We start from the raw sequence: 22,001 nt of genomic DNA, 5'->3' as shown, positions 1-22,001 counted from the left end.
TTCGCCCGCGCAACCCGGACGCGGAAAAGGCCCGGCGGATGCCGGGCCTGTTCGTGGGTTCGGCCGGGGCGGTGTTAGTTGCCGGCGGCCGAACGAACTTCCTTGGGCGTGGCATCGGCGTAGCGGTCGCCGGTTTCGGCACGGGCGATCGCCGCGCTGACCGGCGCTTCGACATGCGCGATCGCATTGCTGCGGCAGGCGGCGGCCATCGCCAGGTCGCGCGATGCGCATACGCGGCTGGCGGCGCTGGCGATGCGCCGGCGCAGTTCCTTCTGGTCGGCGGCCTTTGACAGGTTCAGGTCGCCGTGATGGACCTCGCTGGTCCGGCCGTTGGACTGGAAATCCTGTGCCGCCGCGACACCGGCGGTCATCATCAGGGCTGCGGCGGCAACGGCGGAAAGGCTCTTTGAAACGAACATGGACATATCTCCTCAAACCTGGGCGTCCCGGCCGCCATCGGGGGCGTCGCGGCGCGGGGTGCGAACGGGGAATGCCGGATGTCTACAGGGTCGGCGTCCTGTCCCGTTCGCCCATCCTGTTTAGGCCGGTCGGGTGGACGGCGCCCGTGCGCTTCGACCGGGAACGGCATCGGTCGGCGAACGCACCAACTGTCGACCAACGACCGATGTCGGGGCTACGAACGCCGCGACGAACGACATGACGATGCCGACGAACGCCTGTTTCCGTAACGGAATGGCGGAATCGAAAGGAAAAGGGGAGGACACAGGAAAACGCCCCCGGCGCAAGGGATGGCCGGGGGCGTATCCGGGATGCTGTCGGGCACTCCAGGATCATTGTCTCGCGTCAGGCAGACGACACCGGCCTTGCCGAACCGTTTCCTGTTGCATGCGACAATAGCCATTTGGCGCGGGCGCGAAATCACTCCTTCGATGACCGGCGCTGGATTCCCGCCGGGTGGCATGGCCCATGGATGAACGACCGACCCCGGCCGACGAACGACATCAACCCTGCGGGGGCAGGCCCGCAACGCGCAAGGCGTCGTTCAGATATGCCGCAAAGGCCGCGTCCCTTACCGGCGCGCGCTGGCGCAGCCATGCCAGCGCTACCAGCGGCCGCCACGCCGCCAGCGCCTCCGGGTCCAGCCCTGATTGCGCGCGATAACGGTGCACATACCAGCCGGCGGCCGCGTCACGCACCGCGCTCTCGCGCCATCCGACCTGCGTCCCGTCGCCACGCCCCGGCCCGAACCGCATCACCATCTCGGTCCGCACGACATCGCTCGCCGCCGTGCCCATCGCCGCCCGCGACCAGTCGACGATGCCCACGCCCGCGTCGGTGACGATCAGATTGCCCGGATGCAGGTCGCCATGGGACAGGCCGTCGCCCTCGTGCAACGCTTCCAGCCGGTCGATCGCCGCGGCGCGCAGCCGCTCGTCGATCGGTCCGGCCTCGATATCGTCGGCCATCACCACCTTGCGGCTGCGTCGCAACGGTATGCGGCAGGCGCTGATGCGCTGCTGCAATGCCGCCATCTGGTCCAGCGCCCAGTGCGCGCGGTGAGGATGACGACCGATATAGGCCAGCAAATTGGGGCCGGCGAGTTCGGAATAGACCAGCCCGGACCGCCCCTCGATCGCGCATCGCCGGATCAGGCGCGGCACCGGCAAACCCGTGGCCTCGATGATCCGGGCCATATCCTCTTCGCGCGTGACGATGCCGGGATCTATCCCGGCATGAAACAGCTTCAGAACAACCCCCGGCTCCAGCCGATACACCTCGGCGCTCGCACCGGCGGCGATGAATGCGGACGGATCGGGCATGGTCATCGCGCGGCTCTGCCCCAGCACGCGGCGATTGGCCAGCCCGATCTGCCCTTCGGGCGCGGGCTCAGTTTTCCGCGCGGCGCTGCTGGCGCGGATCGCGGCCCCGTTCCGCCACCGCCTGACGCGCGGCCATGCGCTGCTGGCGGGCCTGCTGTTGCTGGCGAGCCTGCGCCTGCTGCCGTTGATGCGCCTGTTGCTGGCGTTGCTGGGCTGCGGCCCGCTGCTGCTGCGCGCGCGCTTGCGCCTGTTGGCGCTGCTGCTGTGCCTGTTGCTGGCGCTGTTGGCCCTGCTGACGGGCCTCGGCGGCGCGCGCACGGGCCTGGCGGGCGGCATTCTGCTGCTCCCGCGCCTTGGCCTGCTGCTGCCGGGCCTTGCGGGCGGCCTCGGCCTGCTGGCGCTGCTGATTGCGACGCTGGGCCTGCGCCTGCCGCGCGGCACGCTCGCGGGTCTGCCGTTGCGCCTGCTGCTGGCGCGCCTCACGATGCTGGGCCTGGCGCTGCGCCTGCGCCCGCTGCGCCGCCTGTTTCTGTTGCTGCGCGCGCGCGGCCTGCTGGCGCTGCTGCTGGGTGCGACGCTCCGCCTGCGCCCGCTGCTGCGCCTGTCGACGCTGCTGCACACGGTCCGCCTGCTGGCGCTGTTCCGCCCGGCGCTGTGCCTGCTGGCGCTGCTGCGCCTGATCGCGTTGCGCGATACGCTGCTGTGCCTGGCGCTGGCGTTGCTGCTCGGCCTGCCGCCGCTGCTGCGTCATCTGCGCCTGCTGCCGCTGGCGGGCGCGCTGCTCGGCCTGCCATTGCCTCTGGTCGCGGCGTTGCGCGGCCTCCCGCTGGTCGCGCATGGCGATTTGCTGGCGGGCACGCTGCCGCTCGGCCTGCTGACGTTCCCGTTGCGCACGCTGTTCGGCGTAGAAGCGCGGCGCCTGTCCGCGATACTCGTCCTGACGCCAGCTTGCGAAACGCACCGCCGCCTGCTGGCGCGCCCGGCGCTCGGCCGCCCAGTGGCGTTCGCCCCGGTCGTCATTGGCGCGGCGATAGCGCGCCCATTGCGCCTGCTGCTCGCGCGCCTGGGCCCAACGCTGGCGATCGCGCCAGATGGCGTTGCGTTCGGCTTCCCACCGCTGCGCGGCAACCCGCCGACGGTCGCGCTCGCGCGCCGCGCGCCGCATCTCGCGCGCCCGGGCGTAATAGCGCGCGGCATAGGCATCGCGCGCGCGCGCCTCGCGCCACGGCAGCACCGCGCCACGACGGTCATAGACCACCGTCAACCGATCGTCGCGATAGCCATAGCTGTACCAGGGGTCGCTCACCAGCCAGGGCCGGTCGGCACCCGGTTCGTAATAATAATAGCGGTATCCGCCGTCGATCGGCTCGGCATAGCGCAGATAATCGTCGCTGCTCTGCCATGCCCAGGGGGTCACCCCGTCATCATAGGCAAAGCCGTAATCGGGCGGCGCGTCGCCCAGCATGTCGGTGAACTGGTCCGCCCGGTCGATCCAGGCATAGCTGTCGCCCTGCGGCTGCGCATAGGCGATCGGCTTGGCGGCCGGCAGCCGCTCGACCCGGGGCGCATCCTGCCACGGGCCGTTGTCGGCCACCGTCATCGGCTCGGCATCGGGCAAAGGCGGCAACCCGACATCGCCTTGGTTCAGGGCGTCGGTCCAGGCGGTATCGGTCGCGTCTACGGCATCGCCCGGCTTGTCATCCAGGCACCCGGACAGCATCAGCGCGACGCCGCACAGACCGCTCCAGCGGGCCGTCTTGGCATAAGGGGTCATGGCACATCTCCTTCACTTCCCCCTTCGATCTGCGCCTAAATGCCTGATCGGCCCTGAATGATCCGTGGCCATGTCGTTCATCGCAGGTCCAGTGCGCGGGTCAGCCCGCCACCACCGGTTCGGGCGCGGGCGCAAAGCCGGTGCTGCGATGCTCGAAATAGCCGTAATCGACATAATGTTCGGTCAGTTTGGCGACGTCCGACCCGAACGCCCGCGCCAGGTCGGGGTTCGCCGCCGCATAGGCCAGCGCGTCGAAACTCGCCGTCGCGCGATGCTCGCCCCGCCCGAACTGGATATAGTGCGCCGCCGCCGCGTCGTCGTCATCGCCCAATGCCAGGATCAGGTCCGGGTTGGACGCCACATAGCGCAGCCCGTCGAACGCGTCGGCGGACCGCCCCTCCTTGGCGCCATACTGGATATAGTGCCGCGCCGCCGCCTCCGCATCGGTGCGGAACACGGCCGACAGGTCGCCATAGCTCGCCGCATATTGCAGCCCGTCGAACCGCGCGTCGCTGCGCCCCTCGGCCGCGCCATATTGCAGATAATGCCGCGTCCCCGCCGCCGCGTCCGCCCCGATCCCCGCGCGCAGGTCGGCATGGCCCGCCACATATTGCAACGGCGCGAACCGGGTCACGTCGCGCCCCTCGTCGATGCCATGGTTCAGATAATGGCTGGTCGCCGCCGCCGCATCCGGCCCGATGCCGGCAATCAGGTCCTTCTGTCCCGCGACGTAGCGCAGCGCGTCGAACCCGCCCAGCGATGCCGACAGGTCGGCCACCGCCATCGTGCCGTCGCTGAACTGCACCGCTTCCACATTGGTGAAGCGCACCATGCCCTCGGCGCCGATCAGCACCCCGGTCGTGGCGTTGGCGATGAAGCCGTAGCTTGCCGCCTTGCCCGCCATCACCAGCGTGTCGCTGCCTGCCCCGCCGTCGACCAGGTTGTTGCCCGCACCCGGGCTCAGCCGGTCGTCGCCCGTGCCGCCATATAGTTCGTCGTCGCCCGCGCCGCCGATCAGCAGGTCATTGCCCCCCTGCCCGTAGATCGCGTCCGCCCCGCCCGCGCCGTCCAGCCGGTTGGCCGCGTCGTTGCCGGTCAGGATGTTGGCCCATTTGTTGCCCGTGCCGTTCAGCCCGCCGGACCCGCCCAGGCTCAGCCGCTCGACGAAGGCGGGCAGGCTGTAGTCGATCGTCGCGATCACCAGGTCGCCCGCCACGGTATAATAGGTCTTTTCCACCCGCCCGTCGCTATAGACGGTGGTGTAATAGCGCGCGCTGTCGTCGCTATTGCCCTCGATCACCCGGTCGCCGGCATTGTCGACATAATAGGTATCGGCGCCCGCGCCCCCCATCATGATGTCGGCGCCGGTGCCGCCGTCCAGCACGTCCAGATTGCGGTCCGACCCGATCAGCGTGTCGTTGCCCCCCTCGCCATACAGGTAGATGACCGGCGCCTGGCGCGGAAAGGGAATGGGCTCGGCCAGCGACGCGTCCAGCACATTGTCCGACGCGTTGCCCCGGCCGCTGCCCGGCCCCGGAGAGACCTCCCCGCCCAGAAAGACCAGATTCTCCACATTGTCGGACAGCGTCCCGCCATAGACGGCATAGACGGTGTCCGTGCCCTCGCCCGGCCGCTCGGTCACGATGTCCCCGTCGTCGACATAATAGCTGTCGTCGCCAATTCCGCCGGCCATCCGGTCCGCACCGTCGCCGCCATGCAGGCTGTCGTCCCCGTCGCCGCCGGTCAGCGTGTCGTCGCCGCCCAGCCCCAGCAGCACCTGCCCGCTATCGTCGGCGATCAAGGTGTCGGCCCCCGCCGTCCCCGCCACCGGCAGCGCGAAGTACTGGCGCGTGCCTTCGGAAAAATAGGCCAGCGATCCGTCCGCCAGCATCTCATATCGTCCCGTGCCGGCGGTCACCACCGCATCGGCGACCGGCTGCCCGGCGCTGTCCAGCATCAGCAGCGACGTCGTCCAGCTCGGCTGCCCCGCCTGCGTGCCCGCCGTGCGCCATTGCACCAGATACCCCCAGTCCAGCGCCTCGACGCTCAGCCCGACCGGATTGTCGCGCGCGATCACGAAATCATAGCCGATGGCCACGCCCTGTGCGTCGAACAACCGGCCCCGCGCGATTATGCCTTCGTCCCACACCGCCAGGAAACCGCCATCGTCGGTGGCGACGCTATGCGGCAACGCGGCACGCTCGTCGCCGGTGATGGTGAAGGTCTCGCCGACGGGTTTCAGCGTCGCGTCGAAAATCTGCCCGGCGATCATCTCCGACCGGAAATCGTAAAGCAGCAGCAGGTCGGACCATGTCACCACAAAGCGCCCGTCGCTCAGCAGCGTCACCTCCGGGATCGACGTGAAGTGATAATCGCCCACGAAATAGTCGTTCTGCGCAACCACATTGCCATCGGCATCGTGCCGTTGCAGATGAAATGTCGTGCCGAAATCCCCTTCATGCCAGGCCGACAGGAAACCGCCGTCCGGCAGAGCCAGGATCGTGCTGTCCTCGGCATAATAGAATGTATCGCCCAGCGGAATTTCGGGGCTGACGGCCTTCCCCGCCGCGTCGAATATCCGCGCATATTGGGTTTCGCCATAATAATCCTGCGGCGACGCCCCGCGCCAGCTCACGACAAAGCCGCCGTTCGCCAGCGCATCCACGCCCCATGCCACCTGATAGCCTTCGGTGGTGCTGTTCACCCAGAATGCGGGGCCGCGCGCCGTGCCGTCCGCGCCGAATATCTGCGCGCGCACGCCGACGTCGCTGCCGTCGCTGTCGGACGGATAGTCCCCGGTCCACACGAACGCATAATCGCCATTGGCCAATATGGCGAACGTCGGCGACGGACCGGAAAAGGGCGCGGCCGGGCCCAGAGGCTTGATCAGCATGCGAACGACACTCCATCGAATCCGTGATTGGAAGGAGCGACCCGGCCGTCATCCTGCCGGAAAGCGGGGCGAGCGCAAGCCCCTATCGCCTTTGGGCGTGCGGCAGGATGCAAAATCGGGAATTCAGATGTCGTCGAAGAAAGCCGGCAGCACCTCCACCTCCTCGCGCACCACCTGCCGCACCCGCACGCCCAGTTGCCGCTCGCGCAGCAATTCGCACAAAGCCTCCCCGTCGATCAGGTCGATTGCCGGTGCCCCGTCGCGCGTCGCTTCCTTGCGCGCTTCGGCGGTGAAGCTGCCGGTGGTGATGATCAGCCCCTTGTCCGCCCGCCCCTGCATCGCCCCGCGAAAATCGCGCACGGTGGACGACGGCACGGACCCCGCATAGCGCTTGCACTGGAACAGCACCTGGAAACTGATCAGGTTCATGCGCAGCACGCCCGACCCGTCGATCCCGCCGTCGCCCGACTTGCCCGTCACTTCGACGCGCACAAAGCCGCTCTCCCGCAACAACCGCTGCGCCAGCCGCTCGAACCCGTCGGGCGGCATGGCCTTCAACGTCGCGAGCAGCGTGTCCGTCCATTCGGCCTGATCTGCGCTGGCTGTGTCGTCGGGATCGTTTGCGTCACCGGCGGCGGCCTCCGCACGACGCAGCGCTGCATGGGCTGCAACCAGCTTGCGGACCTCGGCACGCAGCGTCGCATCCGGCCGCGCCAAGGCATGACGCCCCGCGTCGGTCAGTACCCAGATCGCCTTGCCGCCGCTTGATACCATGCCTGCGATCTTCAGATAGCTGCGCGCCCATGCCATGCGGTGCGGCATGATCAGGCTGCCGCTTTTTTCGTGCGTCGCCTCCATCTGCGCCTCGCTCAACGGCAGATGGTCCACCAGCCAGCCGCGTATCTCTTCGACCGAAGCGGAACCGCCCAATGCCGCCAGCGCCTGCAAGGTCGGATGCATCAGCGCATCATATTTCGGCAATGTCCCGCTCATGCCTGTCTCCTCACGCCGCCTTGCGCAGCCGGTATCCGCCATCCTGCGCTGCGACATGGCCCAGCCGCACCAGCGCCTCCAGCGTTGCCGCGATGCGCCGCTCGACCTTGCGTCCCTGGCTGTGGCGGACGGCGATCTCCTCCGCCGTCATCACCGCCCCGCCGCGCAGCGCATCCAGCACCGCCGCCGTCTGGCCGATGGCGTCGCGGGGGAAGGTCGGCTTCTTCGCCTTCGCCTCGGGCAACAGCCCCTCGATCTGCTCGGGCGTGTCCTTGCGCACCGGCAATTGCGTCAGGCCCGCCCTGGGAATCTGATAGTCCGGCCGCAGCCAGCGCACCTTGCCCTGCTGCTCCTCGGTATGGCGCTGCGCGTTCAGCGCCACCAGCCGTTCGACGATCTGCTCGTCGCTCAGGTCACGTGGCCAGCCATAGGCATCCGCCACCGCATCGTCGATCCGGCAATGAAGCTCGTGAATGATGTCCACCCGCCCCCGGCGGCGCTGGTCCTGCTCGGCCTCGCTGAACGCCTCCCCCTTCACCAGCTTCTCGCGCAGATTGTAGAGCCCGGTCAGGGTAAGGTCGTACTGCTCGGCGAGCACCGCCTTGCGCGTGGCGTCCAGTTCCTCGGCAAGGTCGCCGATGATCCTGCGCTGGTCAGGCGTGGCGTCGGGGAAGGGGAAGGGGTCGAAGGTGAGAGTCTTAGAGTATCTTGGATCGTTTCCAAACCCTAGCCACCCACCAGCATTTGTAGCCCATGTCGTATGAACTTGCGAAGAAAGAACACCCAAAATATCGGAACGATCTAACCCGATTGCCACCAATGTGTTATCTGGCAATATTTCGTTATCCAGAAACTGGAAAATCCTAAACTTTGTAGTTTCTGCGGTTGCTATATAACGGCCAATGTTAGCCAAAAACCCCCGGAGATCTGTATTTTTGCGACCGAAAAGCCACCAATTTTCCCTCCTATATGGTTCATTGTTGTTTTCACGTTCCGGCTTCACCGTCACCAGCAAGTGCTGATAGATTTCAGGATACTCACGACGCACGTCTTTTTCGGACAAACCATCCAAATCGATAACCCAAGCGTCTCGTGGGCGCGCCATTAGATCGCGCCCGTTTCTGAACTGGCGGAGCCTGATGTCAGCGTCCACACGTTGGCCCAAGCCAAGCGCCGATACCTCAACTGCCCGAATGACAAAGCCCTTACCGTGCGGTGCCACTCCACGGGATGCCAGCCATTCGTTCGAAAGGAGCGGGACGGTGGCAGATAGATTAGCTCCCACGGTCAGATCAGCATTAATTGTGCCCGGGACAGACGTCAGTTCAATGATTGGCGCATCGCTGTCCAGCCCTCTCTCCGACACCACCTCCAGCAGCGTCCCGTCGCTCTTGCCCGCCTGCACTACGGTCATGGCGATCCGCACCGCCGCCGCATCGCGCGTCGCCTTGGTCCACGGATGATCGGGAATCGCCATCAACAGGCTGACCAGCGGCCGCCCCTCCATTCGCTTCGCGATGACCCGGCGGCTGAACTCCTGCGTAATCGAATTGGTGGTGACGAAGCCGAAGCGCTTGAGCCGCGTGCCCTTGCGCACCAGCATCTCCGCCGCCCGGTCCCACCAATACATCACGAAATCGGCCGACTTGTTGATCTTGGGGTTCGCCTTCCACAGCGCGATGGCATAGGCATCGCCCAGACGTGACCTGATGTCCTTGCCGCCGATAAAGGGCGGATTGCCGACGATATAATCCGCCTCCGGCCATTCGGGCCGCCGCGCATTGGGCAATTCGGTGCCGGTCCCGTCCGCTTTTGGCCGTTCGGGATCATGCCTCAGCACCGCATCCATGGCGGTGATGTTGGACAATTTCTCCAGCACCGGGTCGCTGATCGTCGCCTTGTTGCGCATCTGCCATTGCAGATAGCCCAGCCACAGCACCAGTTCGGCAATGGCGGCGGCGCGCGGGTTCAGCTCCATCCCCAGGAAATTGCGCGGATGCACCGTGTCCGTCTCCAGCGCCAACGCCTCCTGCCCGCCCAGATCGGCCAGCACTTCCAGCACATCGCCTTCCAGCCGCTTCATCAGTTCCAGCGCGACATACAGGAAATTGCCGGTGCCGCAGGCCGGGTCCAGCACCCGCGTCTGCGCCAGCTTGACGTGGAAATCATGCACCGCGCGGATCGCCGCCTGCGGGTCATCCTCCCGCTCACGCTCCACCGTGCCCAGCACCGCGCCTTCCCATTCCGCCTTCAACGGCTGGATGACCGTTGCATCGACCAGCCGCTCGACATAGGCGCGCGGCGTATAATGCGCGCCCAGCCGCTTGCGCTCCTCCTTGTCCAGCGCCTGTTCCAGCAGCGTGCCGAAAATCGCCGGCTCGACATCGGTCCAAACATGCTTGGCCGCTTCGTACAGCTCGCCAATCTCTTCCCTGTGCAGCGGGATCGCGCTCACATCCGCGAACAGCCCGCCGTTGAATTTGCGCACGGCCTTGCGCAGCGTCGTGGAAAATCCGCCCGTGTCCATCGTGCGCCACAATTCTTCCAGCATCGGCGCGAAACTGTCGGGATTGTTGCGGGCGTCGGACAGCACGTCCAGGAAACTGCCCTCGGCCAGCAGGCCGCTGTCCTCGGCGAACATGGTGAACAGCACGCGCATCAGGAAATGGGCGACCGGTTCGGGCCGGTGCCCGCGATCCTCCAGCAGCTTGCTGACGCTTGCCAGCCTTTTGGCGATGTCGCGCGTCACTTCGGCGGCGTGCTTCGCCGGGTCCAGCGCGTGCGGATCGGTCCAGATCGCGCGCAGCCGGTCCTGAATGTCCGGCCGGGTCAGGTCGTCCAGATAGATGCGGAACCCCGCCCGGTCGGGAAACTGCCGGTAATTGCGGCCCTGCCCCGAAAAATCGGCGAACACTTCAATGGCATGGCCCACATCGCACACCAGGATGAAGGGCGGCCATATATGGTCGGCGGGCAAGGCGCGGGCATATTGCTCCGCCTGTTCGCGCGCATTGCGCATCAGCACGTCCCAGCCGCGATGGGCGCTGCGCCGTCCGCGCGCGCCGCTTGCATCCATGCCGGGCAGCGCGGCCTGCGCCGCCGGCAGCGCCACTTCCTTGCCCCCGCCCCGCTCGCGGCTCTGCTTGGCCTCCAGCACGAAACAGCCCCGCTTGTAGAGGTCGATGCGGCCATGGCTGGTCTTGCCGTCGGCATCGCGGAACGTCACCGCCCGTTCGAACACATAATCATTATGGTCGTGCGTCGCGCCCGCCGGGTCGGGTTGGGGCAGGCCCAGCACCTGCGCCAGTTCGGTCAGGAACAGCGGGAAATTGGCACGCTCGGCTCCGCCCTCGTTGCTGCGCCACCGGTCGATGAATTGCTCTATGTCCACGAACACCCCTCTGTCGTCGACGCTAACGGGGAACAGCCTTGACCGCCAAGCGCTTTTGCAACCGCTCTCGCATTTGGGCGGTTCGGCTCCTATCTTCCCCTCTGGATTCTTCGCCGGAACATTTGTAGAACGGACCCCATGAGCCTTCCCCACATCCAGAAGCAGAGCCATAGCGAATGCTGACCCACATCTCCGTCCGCGGCGCGCGCGAGCATAATCTCAAGGGCGTCGACGTCGACCTGCCCCGCGACTCCCTCGTCGTCATCACCGGCCTGTCCGGTTCGGGCAAATCCTCGCTCGCCTTCGACACCATCTATGCCGAGGGGCAGCGCCGCTATGTGGAATCGCTCTCCGCCTATGCGCGCCAGTTCCTGGAGATGATGCAGAAGCCCGATGTCGAGCATATCGAGGGTCTCAGCCCCGCGATCAGCATCGAACAGAAGACGACCAGCCGCAATCCGCGCTCCACCGTCGCAACGGTGACGGAAATCTACGACTATATGCGCCTGCTGTGGGCGCGCGTCGGCATCCCCTATTCGCCCGTCACCGGCGAACCGATCAGCGCCCAGACGGTCAGCCAGATGGTCGACCGCGTGATGCTCCTGCCGCAGGGCACGCGCTTCTACCTGCTCGCCCCCGTGGTGCGCGGCCGCAAGGGGGAGTATCGCAAGGAACTCGCGGAGTGGCAGAAGGCGGGCTACACCCGCGTCCGCATCGACGGCGAAATGTACGGGATCGAGGACGCCCCCGCCCTCGACAAGAAATACAAGCATGACATCGAAGTCGTGGTCGACCGCCTCGCTGTGGAGCCCGACATGGGCACCCGCCTTGCCGACAGCTTCGAACAGGCGCTCAAGCTCGCCGACGGCCTCGCCTATGTCGACCTGGCGGACGGCGTCGTCCCCGGCCGCGAGGAGGAGGCCGCCTCCCTCGACAAGAAGATGAAGGGCGCCGGCATCCCCGCCAACCGCATCGTCTTTTCCGAAAAATTCGCCTGCCCGGTCAGCGGCTTCACCATTCCCGAGATCGAACCGCGCCTCTTCTCCTTCAACGCCCCGATGGGCGCCTGCCCCGCCTGCGACGGCCTGGGCGAACGGCAGGAATTCGACCCCGAACTGGTCGTCCCCAACGAAGCGCTCAGCCTCAAGAAGGGCGCCGTCGTCCCCTGGGCCAAGTCCAACCCGCCCAGCCCCTATTATATGCAGGTCCTGGGCTCCCTCGCCCGCGAATATGGCTTCTCGCTCGACACGCCCTGGGCCGACCTTTCCGGCGAGGTGAAGCTCATCATCCTCCACGGCACCGGCGGCAAGCCCGTCACCCTGCGCTTTCAGGACGGCAAGAAATCCTACGAGGTCAAGAAACCGTTCGAGGGCGTCATCGGCAATCTGAACCGCCGCCTGCTCCAGACCGAAAGCGCCTGGATGCGCGAGGAACTGAGCAAGTACCAGACCGCCATGCCGTGCGAGACCTGCCACGGCGCCCGCCTCAAGCCCGAAGCGCTGGCGGTCAAGGTCGCCATGGAGGACATCTCCGTCTCCACCCGCCGCTCCGTGGTCGACGCATTGGGCTTCTTCGAGCGCCTGCCCGCCCATCTCAACGACCAGCAGAACCAGATCGCGAAAGCCATCCTCAAGGAAATCGTGGAGCGCCTCGGCTTCCTCAACAATGTCGGCCTCGATTATCTCAACCTCGACCGCACCAGCGGCACCCTGTCCGGCGGCGAGTCCCAGCGCATCCGCCTCGCGTCCCAGATCGGCAGCGGCCTGTCGGGCGTCCTCTACGTCCTCGACGAACCCAGCATCGGCCTGCACCAGCGTGACAATGACCGGCTGCTCGTCACCCTGAAACGCCTGCGCGACCTCGGCAATACCGTCATCGTCGTGGAGCATGACGAGGATGCGATCCGCACCGCCGACTATATCGTCGACATGGGGCCGGGCGCGGGCGTCCATGGCGGCGCCATCGTCGCCCAGGGCACCCTCGATCAGATCCTCGCGCACAAGGACAGCCTCACCGCCGATTATCTGAACGGCACCCGCCGCATCGAGGTGCCGGCCAAGCGCCGCAAAGGCACGGGCAAGAAGCTCACCGTCCACAACGCCCGCGCCAACAACCTCACCGGCGTCACCGCGTCCATCCCGCTGGGCACCTTCACCTGCATCACCGGCGTCAGTGGATCGGGCAAGTCCAGCTTCACCATCGACACGCTCTACGCCGCGTCGGCCCGTGCGCTCAATGGCGCGCGCATCATCGCCGGCCCGCATGACAAGGTGACGGGGCTGGAGCATTGCGACAAGGTGATCGACATCGACCAGTCGCCCATCGGCCGCACCCCGCGCTCCAACCCGGCGACCTATACCGGCGCCTTCACCAACATCCGCGACTGGTTCGCCGGCCTCCCCGAAGCGCAGGCGCGCGGCTACAAGCCCGGCCGCTTCAGCTTCAACGTCAAGGGCGGCCGCTGCGAAGCCTGCCAGGGCGACGGCGTGCTCAAGATAGAGATGCACTTCCTCCCCGACGTCTATGTCACCTGCGACGTGTGCCACGGCGCCCGCTACAATCGCGAAACGCTGGAGGTGAAGTTCAAGGGCCACAGCATCGCCGACGTGCTCGACATGACCGTCGAGGATGCGGTGGAATTCTTCAAGGCCGTCCCCCCCATCCGCGACAAGATGGCCATGCTCGCCGAAGTGGGCCTGGGCTATATCAAGGTCGGCCAGCAGGCCACCACCCTGTCCGGCGGCGAAGCCCAGCGCGTCAAGCTGGCCAAGGAACTCTCCCGCCGCGCCACCGGCCAGACCCTCTACATATTGGACGAGCCCACCACCGGCCTCCACTTCGAAGACGTCCGCAAACTGCTCGAAGTCCTCCACGCCCTGGTCGAACAGGGCAACAGCGTGGTCGTGATCGAGCATAATCTGGATGTCATCAAGACCGCAGATTACATAATCGATCTCGGTCCAGAGGGTGGGGTAAAAGGGGGTGAAATCGTCGCGACGGGCACCCCGGAGCAGGTCGTCAAGGAGCCGCGCAGCTTCACCGGCCATTACCTCGCCCCCCTTTTGGCCCAGCCGAAGACCGAGGCCGCAGAATGACTGGATCCTCGACATTTGATCGCGCCGAGACCGTCCGGGGGACGGTCGAACGCGATCAACCGGAAGGCGGTGTGAAAGGCGGCGAAGTCGTCGCCGAAGGCACGCCGGAAAAGGTCGCGAAGAACGCCCGGAGCTTTACCGGGCGCTATCTTGCGCCGTTGCTGGGGATGGAGGCTGTGGCGGCGGAGTGATTACCAGCCGCCACAAGCAACGTGTGAAGATGCTCGGCCGAAGTTAAACCTCAAGTTCATCTTCGGAAATAGCTGCCTTGTCTGGCATTGATGCCTTCAATGCAGACAGTAGTGTAACCACTTCGTCCACATGCTCTTTTGATAGAACAGCACCGCTCAAATAAACAACGTAGCCTCCCTTTGCGCGGACCAAATTCATACCCGGCCCCTCGCTCACGGGCTGCGATTGCGCTATCGAATGGGTGGGGCTCGGCGCAGGTGGGGCCGTGCTTGTCGAAGCTTCTGAGGCTACCTGCACACCTTTGCGATCGCTAACGTCATTTTCTTCATCAAATGCGGACTGCGGATTGAGTGCGTTCACTAAACCGAGTGTATCAGCATAAGACTTGATTACGTTTTCAAGGGCGCTATCCGCAAAACCTCGCCTAGTGAGATACGTCCTTAAGCTATGTTCGGAAGGGTGGTTGTCAGGCCACCTTTCTGCAAGCTCCTGAAACAATGGCGGTTTCGCCGCAGCCTCCGCAATGGCAGACGCCTTCTCCTCGTCGTTATGCGGAACAATGATTTTTACGGCTAAATCACTGACGCGCATCTCACGACTGCCCAGATCTTCAAAAAGGCCGTACTTGAGCAGTGCAGAAAGCACTCCAGCTGAAGCGCCATTATATCCGCCAAAACCCATAAGCTTGAGGGCATCGTCACGGTCTATTCGATTTTGGCGCTCTACTTTATAAACCAACCTGACTCTCTCAAGCGCGGCCGGCAGGCTGATCTGAGGATAATTAGGACTGCGAATTCGGGCCATTGGCTTTATCTCCTCTTCGGTTGAAACGCTATAACGCGTCGATCGCGCGAAATAAAGGAAAATGCGATGTCCGCAGTAAATGCCACTTGAGTGGCGCAGTATTTTATTGCATAGATCGTCTGGTCGGAAGAAGCGAACGCGGAATCGCCGCGACAGAAAGGACAATCGAAATGAGTTAATTGCTGGTGCCGGCCACCGAAAAGCCGCAAAAAAAGGCCGACCCAAGGGCCGGCCTCCGAAAGCCACTACGGCATGCCGTCGCGATCTCTCTGTAGCACATTAGAAATCGCACATTTGGCCGTGTGGATCAACCATCTATGAGGAGATGGACCCATGGTCTTTGTCTCAGCATACAGTCGCATCCGCTTCGGTCGGGTCGAACACGTCAGCGCGCACTGGCGCTCCCGCTAAGGGAAGCGCCAGGCTACCTCGCTGGATCAGCGAGGGAATCTTGAAGCACTTGGGGCCGCAATGCGGCCCCCCTTTTTCGCGGACGCAGTCCCCGCAAATCGTCAGCAATAATTGCGCCTGCGCTCTTTCTTTTATACACTGCCCCGATGACCAAACTAACCCCCATCGAGTCCGAGTTCGCGACGACCGAGGAAGCCGAGGCGTACGACGTCTGGTTCCGGGCGAAGGTCGAGGCGAGGCTGGCATCCAAAACCCCCCGCATCCCGCATGACGAGGTCATGGCCCGGATGCAAAGGATCATAGACCGGCGCAAGAACGCCTGATGCTCCCATTGATCTGGGAGGAAGGTGCGCTGGATGACCTCGAAGCCATCATCGACTTCATAGAAATGCACAATTCGGCCGCCGCAGAGCGACTTAGTAACGCCATCCGCGACACCGCCGAACGCCTGCCCGCCCATCCCTATATGTACCGCACCGGCCGAGTGCCCGGCACGCGCGAAGCCTTGGTCACACCCAATTACGTCCTCGTCTATCGCGCCACCGACGCCATAGAGGTTATTGCTGTCCTCCACACCCGCCAGCAATATCCCTGACCTCACAGAAAGGAGCGCACCGATGACTGACAAGCCAAAGCGCCCCGCCATCAATATGGAAGAATTTGGACGCGAACTTGCCCGCCGCCGCGCCGAACTCGGCATCACCGATGCCGACATGCCCCGCAACAGCGGCACGCGCCGCACCGCCTCCAAAAAAGCGCTGCTCAAGGCCATCAAGGACGCTGGCGGCAACTGGTAGCCCCTCCTGCCATTGTTCCCATTTTGTTCTGTCCTACACCCCCTCACCCCTGATACCCTCCCGGGCAAACCCTCCCTAAAGCGGAGCTTTGCCATGTCCTACCACTTCTCCTCCCTCCCCACCCCCGCCGATCAAGTCCGCGCCGACGGCTGGAGCCCCGCGCGTCAACGGCTCTTCCTTGAAACCCTCGCCGCCACCGGCGTCATCACCACGGCCTGCGATGCCGCGCACATCTCCCCGCGCTCGGCCTATGCCTTGCGCATCCGCCGCGACGGCGCGGCCTTTCGCCTCGGCTGGGACGCGGCCATCCTCATCGCCCGCGCGCGCCTCGCCGACGAACTGCTCGCCCGCGCCCTCACCGGCCATGAGGAAGTGATCCGCAAGGACGCCGACGCAGGCGAAATCACCCGCCACCGCCACGATAACCGCCTCGCCATGTCGATGCTCTCCCGCCTCGACCGCATGGCCGACACCCCGCCCGAAGGCTCCGACGCCGCCCTCGCCCGCGTCGTCGCGCAGGATTTCGCCGCCTATCTCGACCTCATCTGCCCGGAGGACCGGATAGCGGATCAGGCGGACCAGCCCGCCTCCGCCCCCGCGCACGCGCACGCGCCAGACATGGACGAAGCCGCCCTGGCCGATCTTGCCGCGCTCGATCCCGCCCTCCCCGACCGCATCGAAGCCACCGCCACCGCCCTCTCTCCCGGAGCCTCCGCCGCGCTCTTCATCGCCGCGCGCATGGCGTTGCAGAACGGCAAAGGGGCCGATCCCCACGCGACCCATGAACGGTGTGAACTTCGCCCTCCCATCGTCGATCGCGCCACCCTTCCACCCGACGAAGCCGCCGCCCGCCTGCGCGGCACATGGTGGGATGAGGAGCGGGAAACCTGGCGCACCGACTATCCCGCCCCGCCCGGTTTCGCGGGCGAAGAGAGCGACTGCCTCTACGACATAGATTGTTATGAGCGCGACCTGACCACGCAGGAACAGCAGGCGCTGGCCGCCATCGCCGCCGTGCAGCGCCGCCCCTATGAAGATGCCGCCGCCCGCGCCCGCGACGCCTTTTTCGGCTTCGCGGCGCTCGAACAGGCGGGATGATCGCCGCCGCCGGAACGCCCCCCGCGCCCGCCCATTTGCTATTTCCGGACCGATCGCCTATAGGGATCGGGCTACAGTCGCAAATCGACGGTCTACGGCGCTTTGCGGCACCTGTTTCCTTCTTTCCCTGCCCCTTTAGCCCTTGGCCCGTTCACACGGGACGGGCCGCAACGAAAGAAGGACTCATCATGAGCATCACCGGAACTGTCAAATTCTTCAACGCCGACAAGGGCTATGGCTTCATCGCCCCCGATGACGGCAGCCCGGACGCGTTCGTCCACATCACCGCCGTTGAGCGTGCGGGTCTCGCGACCCTGCGTGACAAGGACCGCGTCTCCTACGATCTGGAGCAGGACCGTCGCGGCAAGATGGCGGCCGTGAACATCCAGCCCGCCGAATAACCGGCCCGGCGGGGCGCAGGGGGGCCGCGTGCCGCCCCGCCCCGCACCCGAAAGGCCCCCGCCCCCTCCGCTTCGCGGCGTCAGGGGCGGTGTGGGCCGGCCGGGCGTCGTGTTCCATGGCGCCCGGCCCATTTTACGGCCTGTTTTCGCATCGGGTCATAACGCCCCGAAACCCCGAAGACATGCCATCACACACCGATGGAGCGGTCGGCCCGGCGCAGCCCGACCGGAAACCGCCCCTGCGGGGGATGGAAGGAAACCGATCCATGGCCAATCCCGATTATCGCGCGCTCGCCGCCAAGGCGCATGACGAAGCCGCCGCCGCCACGCTCGCCAACGTCCGCGACCGCGCGCTGCGATCCAAAGCCGCCTTTCTCGCCATGGCCCAGCGGCAGGATCTGGGCGAACGCAACCGCGCCCGCCGCGAAGCCGGACTGGATCGGGAGGATGCGCCGCCCCCCATGCTCTGACGCGGCCCTCCGCCGTTTGTCGCAAGCCTGGCGGAATGTGTCGCACGGGCGGTCCGCTCCGGAACCTGCCGCGCCGCCGCCGGTTATCTCCTCCAAATCCACCGAGGAGATTAGCATGATCCGCACCCTGATTTTCGGCGCCATCGCCGGCTATGTCGGCAAGAAGCTCTATGACGAGGGCAAGCTGACCGAGTTCAAGAATGATCTCGTCACCCGCTACAACGATGCCCGCACCAGCCTTGCGCAGTCGCAGGACACCGGCATCGGCACCGTGCCCGCCGGCACCGCGACCACTCCTGCGCATCCGTTGCCCAACTGACCCGGGCCGGCCGGATCGGGCGACCCCGCCCCGTCCGGCGCGCAACCTTGGTCACGGGACCGCGTTACAGCTGTCCCGGGGCAGAGGATGAACAAAAGGAAAAAGTTATGCGCAAACCCCTGATCGCGGTCGCCATGGTGGCGATGATGCCGCTCGGCGCCTGTGCCACCGATAATTATGGCAACGGGTACAACCGCCCCGCCCCCCGTCCACACGGTGCCCATCACCGGCGCCTGGGCAACAACGACTATATCTACCGCGACAATGACGGCCGCTATTATTGCAAGCGCGACGACGGCACCACCGGCACCATCGTCGGCGCCATCGCCGGCGGCGTGCTGGGCAACCTCATCGCGCCCGGCGGTTCCAAGACGCTTGGCACCATCCTTGGCGCAGGCGGCGGCGCACTGGCCGGCAGGGCCATCGACAAGAACGACATCAACTGCGAATAGACGCTTCAAGCCTACGAAAAAGGGCGCGGGATCGTCGATCCCGCGCCCTTTTCGCATGCCGATGAAAAACCTTACAGCTTCTCGGTCAGTTCCGGCACCACCTTGAACAGGTCGCCGACCAGCCCGACGTCCGCGACCTGGAAGATCGGCGCGTCCTCATCCTTGTTGATGGCGATGATGGTCTTCGAATCCTTCATGCCCGCCAGGTGCTGGATCGCACCGGAGATACCAACGGCGATATAGACTTCCGGCGCCACGATTTTGCCGGTCTGCCCGACCTGATAGTCGTTGGGCACATAGCCCGCATCGACCGCCGCGCGGCTCGCGCCGACTGCCGCGCCCAGCTTGTCCGCCAGCGGGAAGATGACCTGCTCGAACGTCTCGCCGTCCTTGAGCGCACGGCCACCCGACACGATCACCTTCGCAGAGGTCAGCTCCGGACGCTCCAGCTTGGCGATCTCTGCGCCGACGAAGGAGGAGATGCCCTTGTCGCCCGTCGAGGCCACGGCTTCCACCGTGCCGCTGCCGCCTTCCTTGGCCGCCTTCTCGAAAGCCGTGCCGCGCACGGTGATGACCATCTTGGCGTCCTTCGACTTGACGGTCGCAATCGCATTGCCGGCATAGATCGGGCGGGTGAAGGTGTCTTCGCTCTCGACCGACAGAATGTCGCTGATCTGCATCACGTCGAGCAGGGCCGCCACACGCGGCGCGATATTCTTGCCGTTGCTGGTGGCGGGCGCGACGAACGCGTCGTGATGGCCCATCAGTTCGACGACCAGCGGCGCTACATTCTCCGGCAGCGCATGGCCGAAAGCGGCGTCGTCGGCGACATGGACCTTGCCCACGCCGGCGATCTTCGCGGCTTCGGCGGCCACGCCGTCGACGCCCGCGCCGGCAACCAGCAGATGCACTTCACCCAGCTTCGCGGCAGCGGTGACGGCGGAAAGGGTCGCGTCCTTGACGGCGCCGCCCTCATGTTCAACCCAGACAAGCGTCTTCATGCGGCAACTCCCAGAGCTTTCAGCTTCGCGACCAGTTCATCGACATCGGCAACCTTCACGCCAGCCGAGCGCTTGGCCGGCTCGGTGACCTTGAGCGTTTCCAGACGCGCGCTCGTATCCACGCCGTAATCCGCGGGCGCCTTGGTCGCGAGCGGCTTGCTCTTCGCCTTCATGATGTTGGGCAGGGACGCATAGCGCGGTTCGTTGAGGCGCAGGTCGGTGGTGATGATCGCCGGTGTGTTGAGCTTCACCGTCTCCAGACCGCCATCGACTTCGCGGGTGACGCTGACAGTGTCGCCCTCGACCTCGACCTTGGAGGCAAAGGTGCCCTGCGGCAGACCCAGCAGCGCGGCCAGCATCTGGCCGGTCTGATTGCTGTCGTCGTCGATCGCCTGCTTGCCCAGGATGATCAGGCCAGCGCCTTCCTCTTCCTGCACCTTGGCGAGCAGCTTGGCCACGCCAAGCGGTTCGACCTCATCGTCGGTCTGGATCAGGATCGCCCGGTCGGCACCCATGGCGAGCGCGGTGCGCAGCGTTTCCTGCGCCTTGGCGACACCGATCGAAACGGCGATCACCTCGGTCGCCACGCCCTTTTCCTTCAGGCGGATCGCTTCTTCCACCGCGATCTCGTCGAAAGGGTTCATGCTCATCTTGACGTTCGCAAGATCGACGCCCGTCCCGTCCGCCTTCACGCGCGGTTTCACATTATAGTCAATCACCCGCTTCACGGGCACAAGGATCTTCATTTCAACATCCTTCCTTCATTTACGCCATGCCCGCCAATGCGGACACGGGCGCGGGCAGTCCGTTCCCGGACCACCCGCACCCCTTGGTGTCACTGATCAGGCGAAAGCGCGCCTCAGGCTGCTTTCCTCACTTCCGCCACGATCTTCTTGGCCGCATCGCCCAGATCGTCCGCCGGGACGATGGCCAGGCCCGAAGCCGCCAGAATGTCCTTGCCCTGCTGGACGTTGGTGCCTTCCAGACGCACGACCAGCGGAACCGACAGGTTCACTTCCTTGGCGGCGGCAACGATGCCGTCGGCGATGATGTCGCACTTCATGATGCCACCGAAGATGTTGACGAGAATGCCCTTCACCGCCGGGTCCTTCAGGATGATCTTGAAGGCCGCGGTCACCTTTTCCTTGTTGGCGCCGCCGCCGACGTCCAGGAAGTTGGCAGGGAATTCGCCGTTCAACTTGATGATGTCCATCGTCGCCATGGCCAGGCCCGCGCCGTTCACCATGCAGCCGATATTGCCGTCCAGCTTGATGTAGGCGAGGTCATATTCGCTCGCCTCCACCTCGGCCGGGTCTTCTTCCGTCAGGTCGCGCAGCTCGGCGATGTCCTTGTGGCGGAACATGGCGTTGCCGTCGAAGCCGACCTTGGCATCGAGCACCAGCAGCTTGCCCTGCTCGGTCAGCGCCAGCGGGTTGACCTCGATCTGCTCGGCATCGGTGTCGAGAAACGCGGCATAGAGCGACGAGGCGACCTTGGCGGCCTGCTTCGCCTGATCACCGGTCAGGCCCAGCGCGGCGGCGACGGCGCGCCCGTGGTGCGGCTGGAAACCGGAAGCCGGGTCAACCGAGAAGCTGTGGATCTTCTCCGGAGTGGAATGCGCGACCTCTTCAATGTCCATGCCACCTTCGGTTGACACGACGAAGGCGACGCGGCTGGTGGCGCGATCGACCAGCAGCGCAAGGTAGAATTCCTTGGCGATGTCGGCACCGTCGGTGATGTAGAGGCGGTTGACCTGCTTGCCCGCTTCGCCGGTCTGGATGGTGACGAGCGTGTTGCCCAGCATGTCGGCCGAGTGCGCCTTCACCTCGTCCAGGTTAAAAGCCAGGCGGACGCCGCCCTTGGCTTCGGGGCTGAGCTCCTTGAACTTGCCCTTGCCACGGCCGCCGGCGTGGATCTGCGACTTCACGACATAGAGCGGCCCGGGCAGCTTCTTGGCGGCCTCGACAGCCTCATCGACCGAGAAGGCGGCATAGCCCGCCGCGATCGGCGCGCCATATTTCGCGAGCAGTTCCTTCGCCTGATATTCGTGAATATTCATGGGTCGTACCGTCCTTTTCGGGTGTCGCCGTATCGATGCCCGCTAAAGCACAGCCCATTTTCGAAGGCCA

At 65.3% G+C, this 22,001-nt stretch carries 20 protein-coding genes; 10 read left to right on the top strand and 10 right to left on the bottom strand.

Translation table 11 applies throughout. The features are described from left to right. Positions 1-74: 74 nt before the first annotated feature. From J3E64_RS01765 to J3E64_RS01740, 6 genes are all read right to left on the bottom strand, one after another. On the bottom strand, positions 75-419 hold the full coding sequence (locus J3E64_RS01765; protein ID WP_253338968.1) for a UrcA family protein: 345 nt from the start codon (positions 417-419) through the stop codon (positions 75-77). A 543-nt stretch (positions 420-962) separates the two neighbouring features. After that, entirely contained in the window at positions 963-1,787 is an 825-nt protein-coding gene (locus J3E64_RS01760) for a phosphotransferase family protein (RefSeq protein WP_253338966.1), read from the bottom strand. 61 nt (positions 1,788-1,848) lie between these two features. Beyond that, complete coding sequence (locus J3E64_RS01755; RefSeq protein ID WP_253338964.1) at positions 1,849-3,555, bottom strand: hypothetical protein; 1,707 nt, start codon at positions 3,553-3,555, stop codon at positions 1,849-1,851. Positions 3,556-3,655: 100 nt separating this feature from the next. Next, on the bottom strand, positions 3,656-6,448 hold the full coding sequence (locus J3E64_RS01750) for a calcium-binding protein (protein ID WP_253338962.1): 2,793 nt from the start codon (positions 6,446-6,448) through the stop codon (positions 3,656-3,658). A 123-nt stretch (positions 6,449-6,571) separates the two neighbouring features. After that, entirely contained in the window at positions 6,572-7,441 is an 870-nt protein-coding gene (locus J3E64_RS01745) for a restriction endonuclease (RefSeq protein ID WP_253338960.1), read from the bottom strand. A gap of 10 nt (positions 7,442-7,451) precedes the next feature. Further along, entirely contained in the window at positions 7,452-10,832 is a 3,381-nt protein-coding gene (locus J3E64_RS01740) for a DNA methyltransferase (RefSeq protein WP_253338958.1), read from the bottom strand. Positions 10,833-11,008: 176 nt separating this feature from the next. Here J3E64_RS01740 and uvrA point away from each other — a divergent pair, with 176 nt between their 5' ends. Both uvrA and J3E64_RS01730 read left to right on the top strand, forming a co-directional pair. After that, positions 11,009-13,927, top strand: coding sequence for an excinuclease ABC subunit UvrA (gene uvrA, locus J3E64_RS01735; protein WP_253338956.1), 2,919 nt, complete (start codon positions 11,009-11,011; stop codon positions 13,925-13,927). Next, complete coding sequence (locus J3E64_RS01730; protein ID WP_192666396.1) at positions 13,924-14,118, top strand: hypothetical protein; 195 nt, start codon at positions 13,924-13,926, stop codon at positions 14,116-14,118. Before uvrA ends, J3E64_RS01730 begins: the two co-directional genes overlap by 4 nt. A gap of 43 nt (positions 14,119-14,161) precedes the next feature. Here the strand turns inward: J3E64_RS01730 and J3E64_RS01725 are convergent, their stop codons facing one another. Continuing rightward, positions 14,162-14,923: a hypothetical protein gene (locus J3E64_RS01725; RefSeq protein ID WP_253338954.1), complete on the bottom strand. Its 762-nt coding sequence runs from the start codon at positions 14,921-14,923 to the stop codon at positions 14,162-14,164. Between the two features lie 557 nt (positions 14,924-15,480). Between J3E64_RS01725 and J3E64_RS01720 the strand changes: the two genes are divergently transcribed. From J3E64_RS01720 to J3E64_RS01685, 8 genes are all read left to right on the top strand, one after another. Then, on the top strand, positions 15,481-15,657 hold the full coding sequence (locus tag J3E64_RS01720; protein WP_253338952.1) for a stability determinant: 177 nt from the start codon (positions 15,481-15,483) through the stop codon (positions 15,655-15,657). Next, complete coding sequence (locus J3E64_RS01715; protein ID WP_253338950.1) at positions 15,657-15,929, top strand: type II toxin-antitoxin system RelE/ParE family toxin; 273 nt, start codon at positions 15,657-15,659, stop codon at positions 15,927-15,929. The genes J3E64_RS01720 and J3E64_RS01715 overlap by 1 nt, the downstream gene beginning before the upstream one ends. Before the next feature lie 22 nt (positions 15,930-15,951). Further along, complete coding sequence (locus J3E64_RS01710; protein ID WP_253338948.1) at positions 15,952-16,131, top strand: hypothetical protein; 180 nt, start codon at positions 15,952-15,954, stop codon at positions 16,129-16,131. A 93-nt stretch (positions 16,132-16,224) separates the two neighbouring features. After that, positions 16,225-17,229, top strand: a complete 1,005-nt coding sequence (locus tag J3E64_RS01705; protein WP_253338946.1) for a hypothetical protein — start codon at positions 16,225-16,227, stop codon at positions 17,227-17,229. Positions 17,230-17,417: 188 nt separating this feature from the next. Continuing rightward, a complete protein-coding gene (locus tag J3E64_RS01700; protein ID WP_253338944.1) occupies positions 17,418-17,630 on the top strand; it encodes a cold-shock protein in 213 nt (70 codons plus the stop codon). A 266-nt stretch (positions 17,631-17,896) separates the two neighbouring features. Further along, positions 17,897-18,100 carry a hypothetical protein gene (locus tag J3E64_RS01695; RefSeq protein WP_253338942.1) on the top strand — a complete coding sequence of 68 codons (204 nt, stop codon included), beginning with the start codon at positions 17,897-17,899 and terminating at the stop codon, positions 18,098-18,100. A 115-nt stretch (positions 18,101-18,215) separates the two neighbouring features. Beyond that, entirely contained in the window at positions 18,216-18,419 is a 204-nt protein-coding gene (locus J3E64_RS01690; RefSeq protein WP_253338940.1) for a hypothetical protein, read from the top strand. Between the two features lie 107 nt (positions 18,420-18,526). Next, positions 18,527-18,871: a glycine zipper 2TM domain-containing protein gene (locus J3E64_RS01685; RefSeq protein WP_253338938.1), complete on the top strand. Its 345-nt coding sequence runs from the start codon at positions 18,527-18,529 to the stop codon at positions 18,869-18,871. 71 nt (positions 18,872-18,942) lie between these two features. Here the strand turns inward: J3E64_RS01685 and J3E64_RS01680 are convergent, their stop codons facing one another. From J3E64_RS01680 to sucC, 3 genes are all read right to left on the bottom strand, one after another. Then, a complete protein-coding gene (locus J3E64_RS01680) occupies positions 18,943-19,872 on the bottom strand; it encodes an electron transfer flavoprotein subunit alpha/FixB family protein (RefSeq protein ID WP_253338937.1) in 930 nt (309 codons plus the stop codon). Continuing rightward, positions 19,869-20,618, bottom strand: a complete 750-nt coding sequence (locus tag J3E64_RS01675) for an electron transfer flavoprotein subunit beta/FixA family protein (RefSeq protein ID WP_253338928.1) — start codon at positions 20,616-20,618, stop codon at positions 19,869-19,871. Before J3E64_RS01675 ends, J3E64_RS01680 begins: the two co-directional genes overlap by 4 nt. A 113-nt stretch (positions 20,619-20,731) precedes the next feature. Next, positions 20,732-21,931, bottom strand: coding sequence for an ADP-forming succinate--CoA ligase subunit beta (gene sucC, locus J3E64_RS01670; protein ID WP_253338926.1), 1,200 nt, complete (start codon positions 21,929-21,931; stop codon positions 20,732-20,734). Positions 21,932-22,001 lie beyond the last annotated feature (70 nt).

The organism is Sphingobium sp. OAS761 (assembly GCF_024168485.1).
Taxonomy (GTDB): Bacteria; Pseudomonadota; Alphaproteobacteria; order Sphingomonadales; family Sphingomonadaceae; genus Sphingobium.
Note: the sequence above shows the minus strand (reverse complement) of the source record. Positions and strands in the feature narration are given on the sequence as shown.

Excerpts from the sequence above, each read along its gene's own strand:
- J3E64_RS01765 (WP_253338968.1), bottom strand. The coding sequence starts at position 419 with ATGTTCGTTTCAAAGAGCCTTTCCGCCGTTGCCGCCGCAGCCCTGATG.
- J3E64_RS01760 (WP_253338966.1), bottom strand. The coding sequence starts at position 1,787 with ATGACCATGCCCGATCCGTCCGCATTCATCGCCGCCGGTGCGAGCGCC.
- J3E64_RS01755 (WP_253338964.1), bottom strand. The coding sequence starts at position 3,555 with ATGACCCCTTATGCCAAGACGGCCCGCTGGAGCGGTCTGTGCGGCGTC.
- J3E64_RS01750 (WP_253338962.1), bottom strand. The coding sequence starts at position 6,448 with ATGCTGATCAAGCCTCTGGGCCCGGCCGCGCCCTTTTCCGGTCCGTCG.
- J3E64_RS01745 (WP_253338960.1), bottom strand. The coding sequence starts at position 7,441 with ATGAGCGGGACATTGCCGAAATATGATGCGCTGATGCATCCGACCTTG.
- uvrA (WP_253338956.1), top strand. The coding sequence starts at position 11,009 with ATGCTGACCCACATCTCCGTCCGCGGCGCGCGCGAGCATAATCTCAAG.
- J3E64_RS01730 (WP_192666396.1), top strand. The coding sequence starts at position 13,924 with ATGACTGGATCCTCGACATTTGATCGCGCCGAGACCGTCCGGGGGACG.
- J3E64_RS01725 (WP_253338954.1), bottom strand. The coding sequence starts at position 14,923 with ATGGCCCGAATTCGCAGTCCTAATTATCCTCAGATCAGCCTGCCGGCC.
- J3E64_RS01720 (WP_253338952.1), top strand. The coding sequence starts at position 15,481 with ATGACCAAACTAACCCCCATCGAGTCCGAGTTCGCGACGACCGAGGAA.
- J3E64_RS01715 (WP_253338950.1), top strand. The coding sequence starts at position 15,657 with ATGCTCCCATTGATCTGGGAGGAAGGTGCGCTGGATGACCTCGAAGCC.
- J3E64_RS01710 (WP_253338948.1), top strand. The coding sequence starts at position 15,952 with ATGACTGACAAGCCAAAGCGCCCCGCCATCAATATGGAAGAATTTGGA.
- J3E64_RS01705 (WP_253338946.1), top strand. The coding sequence starts at position 16,225 with ATGTCCTACCACTTCTCCTCCCTCCCCACCCCCGCCGATCAAGTCCGC.
- J3E64_RS01700 (WP_253338944.1), top strand. The coding sequence starts at position 17,418 with ATGAGCATCACCGGAACTGTCAAATTCTTCAACGCCGACAAGGGCTAT.
- J3E64_RS01695 (WP_253338942.1), top strand. The coding sequence starts at position 17,897 with ATGGCCAATCCCGATTATCGCGCGCTCGCCGCCAAGGCGCATGACGAA.
- J3E64_RS01690 (WP_253338940.1), top strand. The coding sequence starts at position 18,216 with ATGATCCGCACCCTGATTTTCGGCGCCATCGCCGGCTATGTCGGCAAG.
- J3E64_RS01685 (WP_253338938.1), top strand. The coding sequence starts at position 18,527 with ATGCGCAAACCCCTGATCGCGGTCGCCATGGTGGCGATGATGCCGCTC.
- J3E64_RS01680 (WP_253338937.1), bottom strand. The coding sequence starts at position 19,872 with ATGAAGACGCTTGTCTGGGTTGAACATGAGGGCGGCGCCGTCAAGGAC.
- J3E64_RS01675 (WP_253338928.1), bottom strand. The coding sequence starts at position 20,618 with ATGAAGATCCTTGTGCCCGTGAAGCGGGTGATTGACTATAATGTGAAA.
- sucC (WP_253338926.1), bottom strand. The coding sequence starts at position 21,931 with ATGAATATTCACGAATATCAGGCGAAGGAACTGCTCGCGAAATATGGC.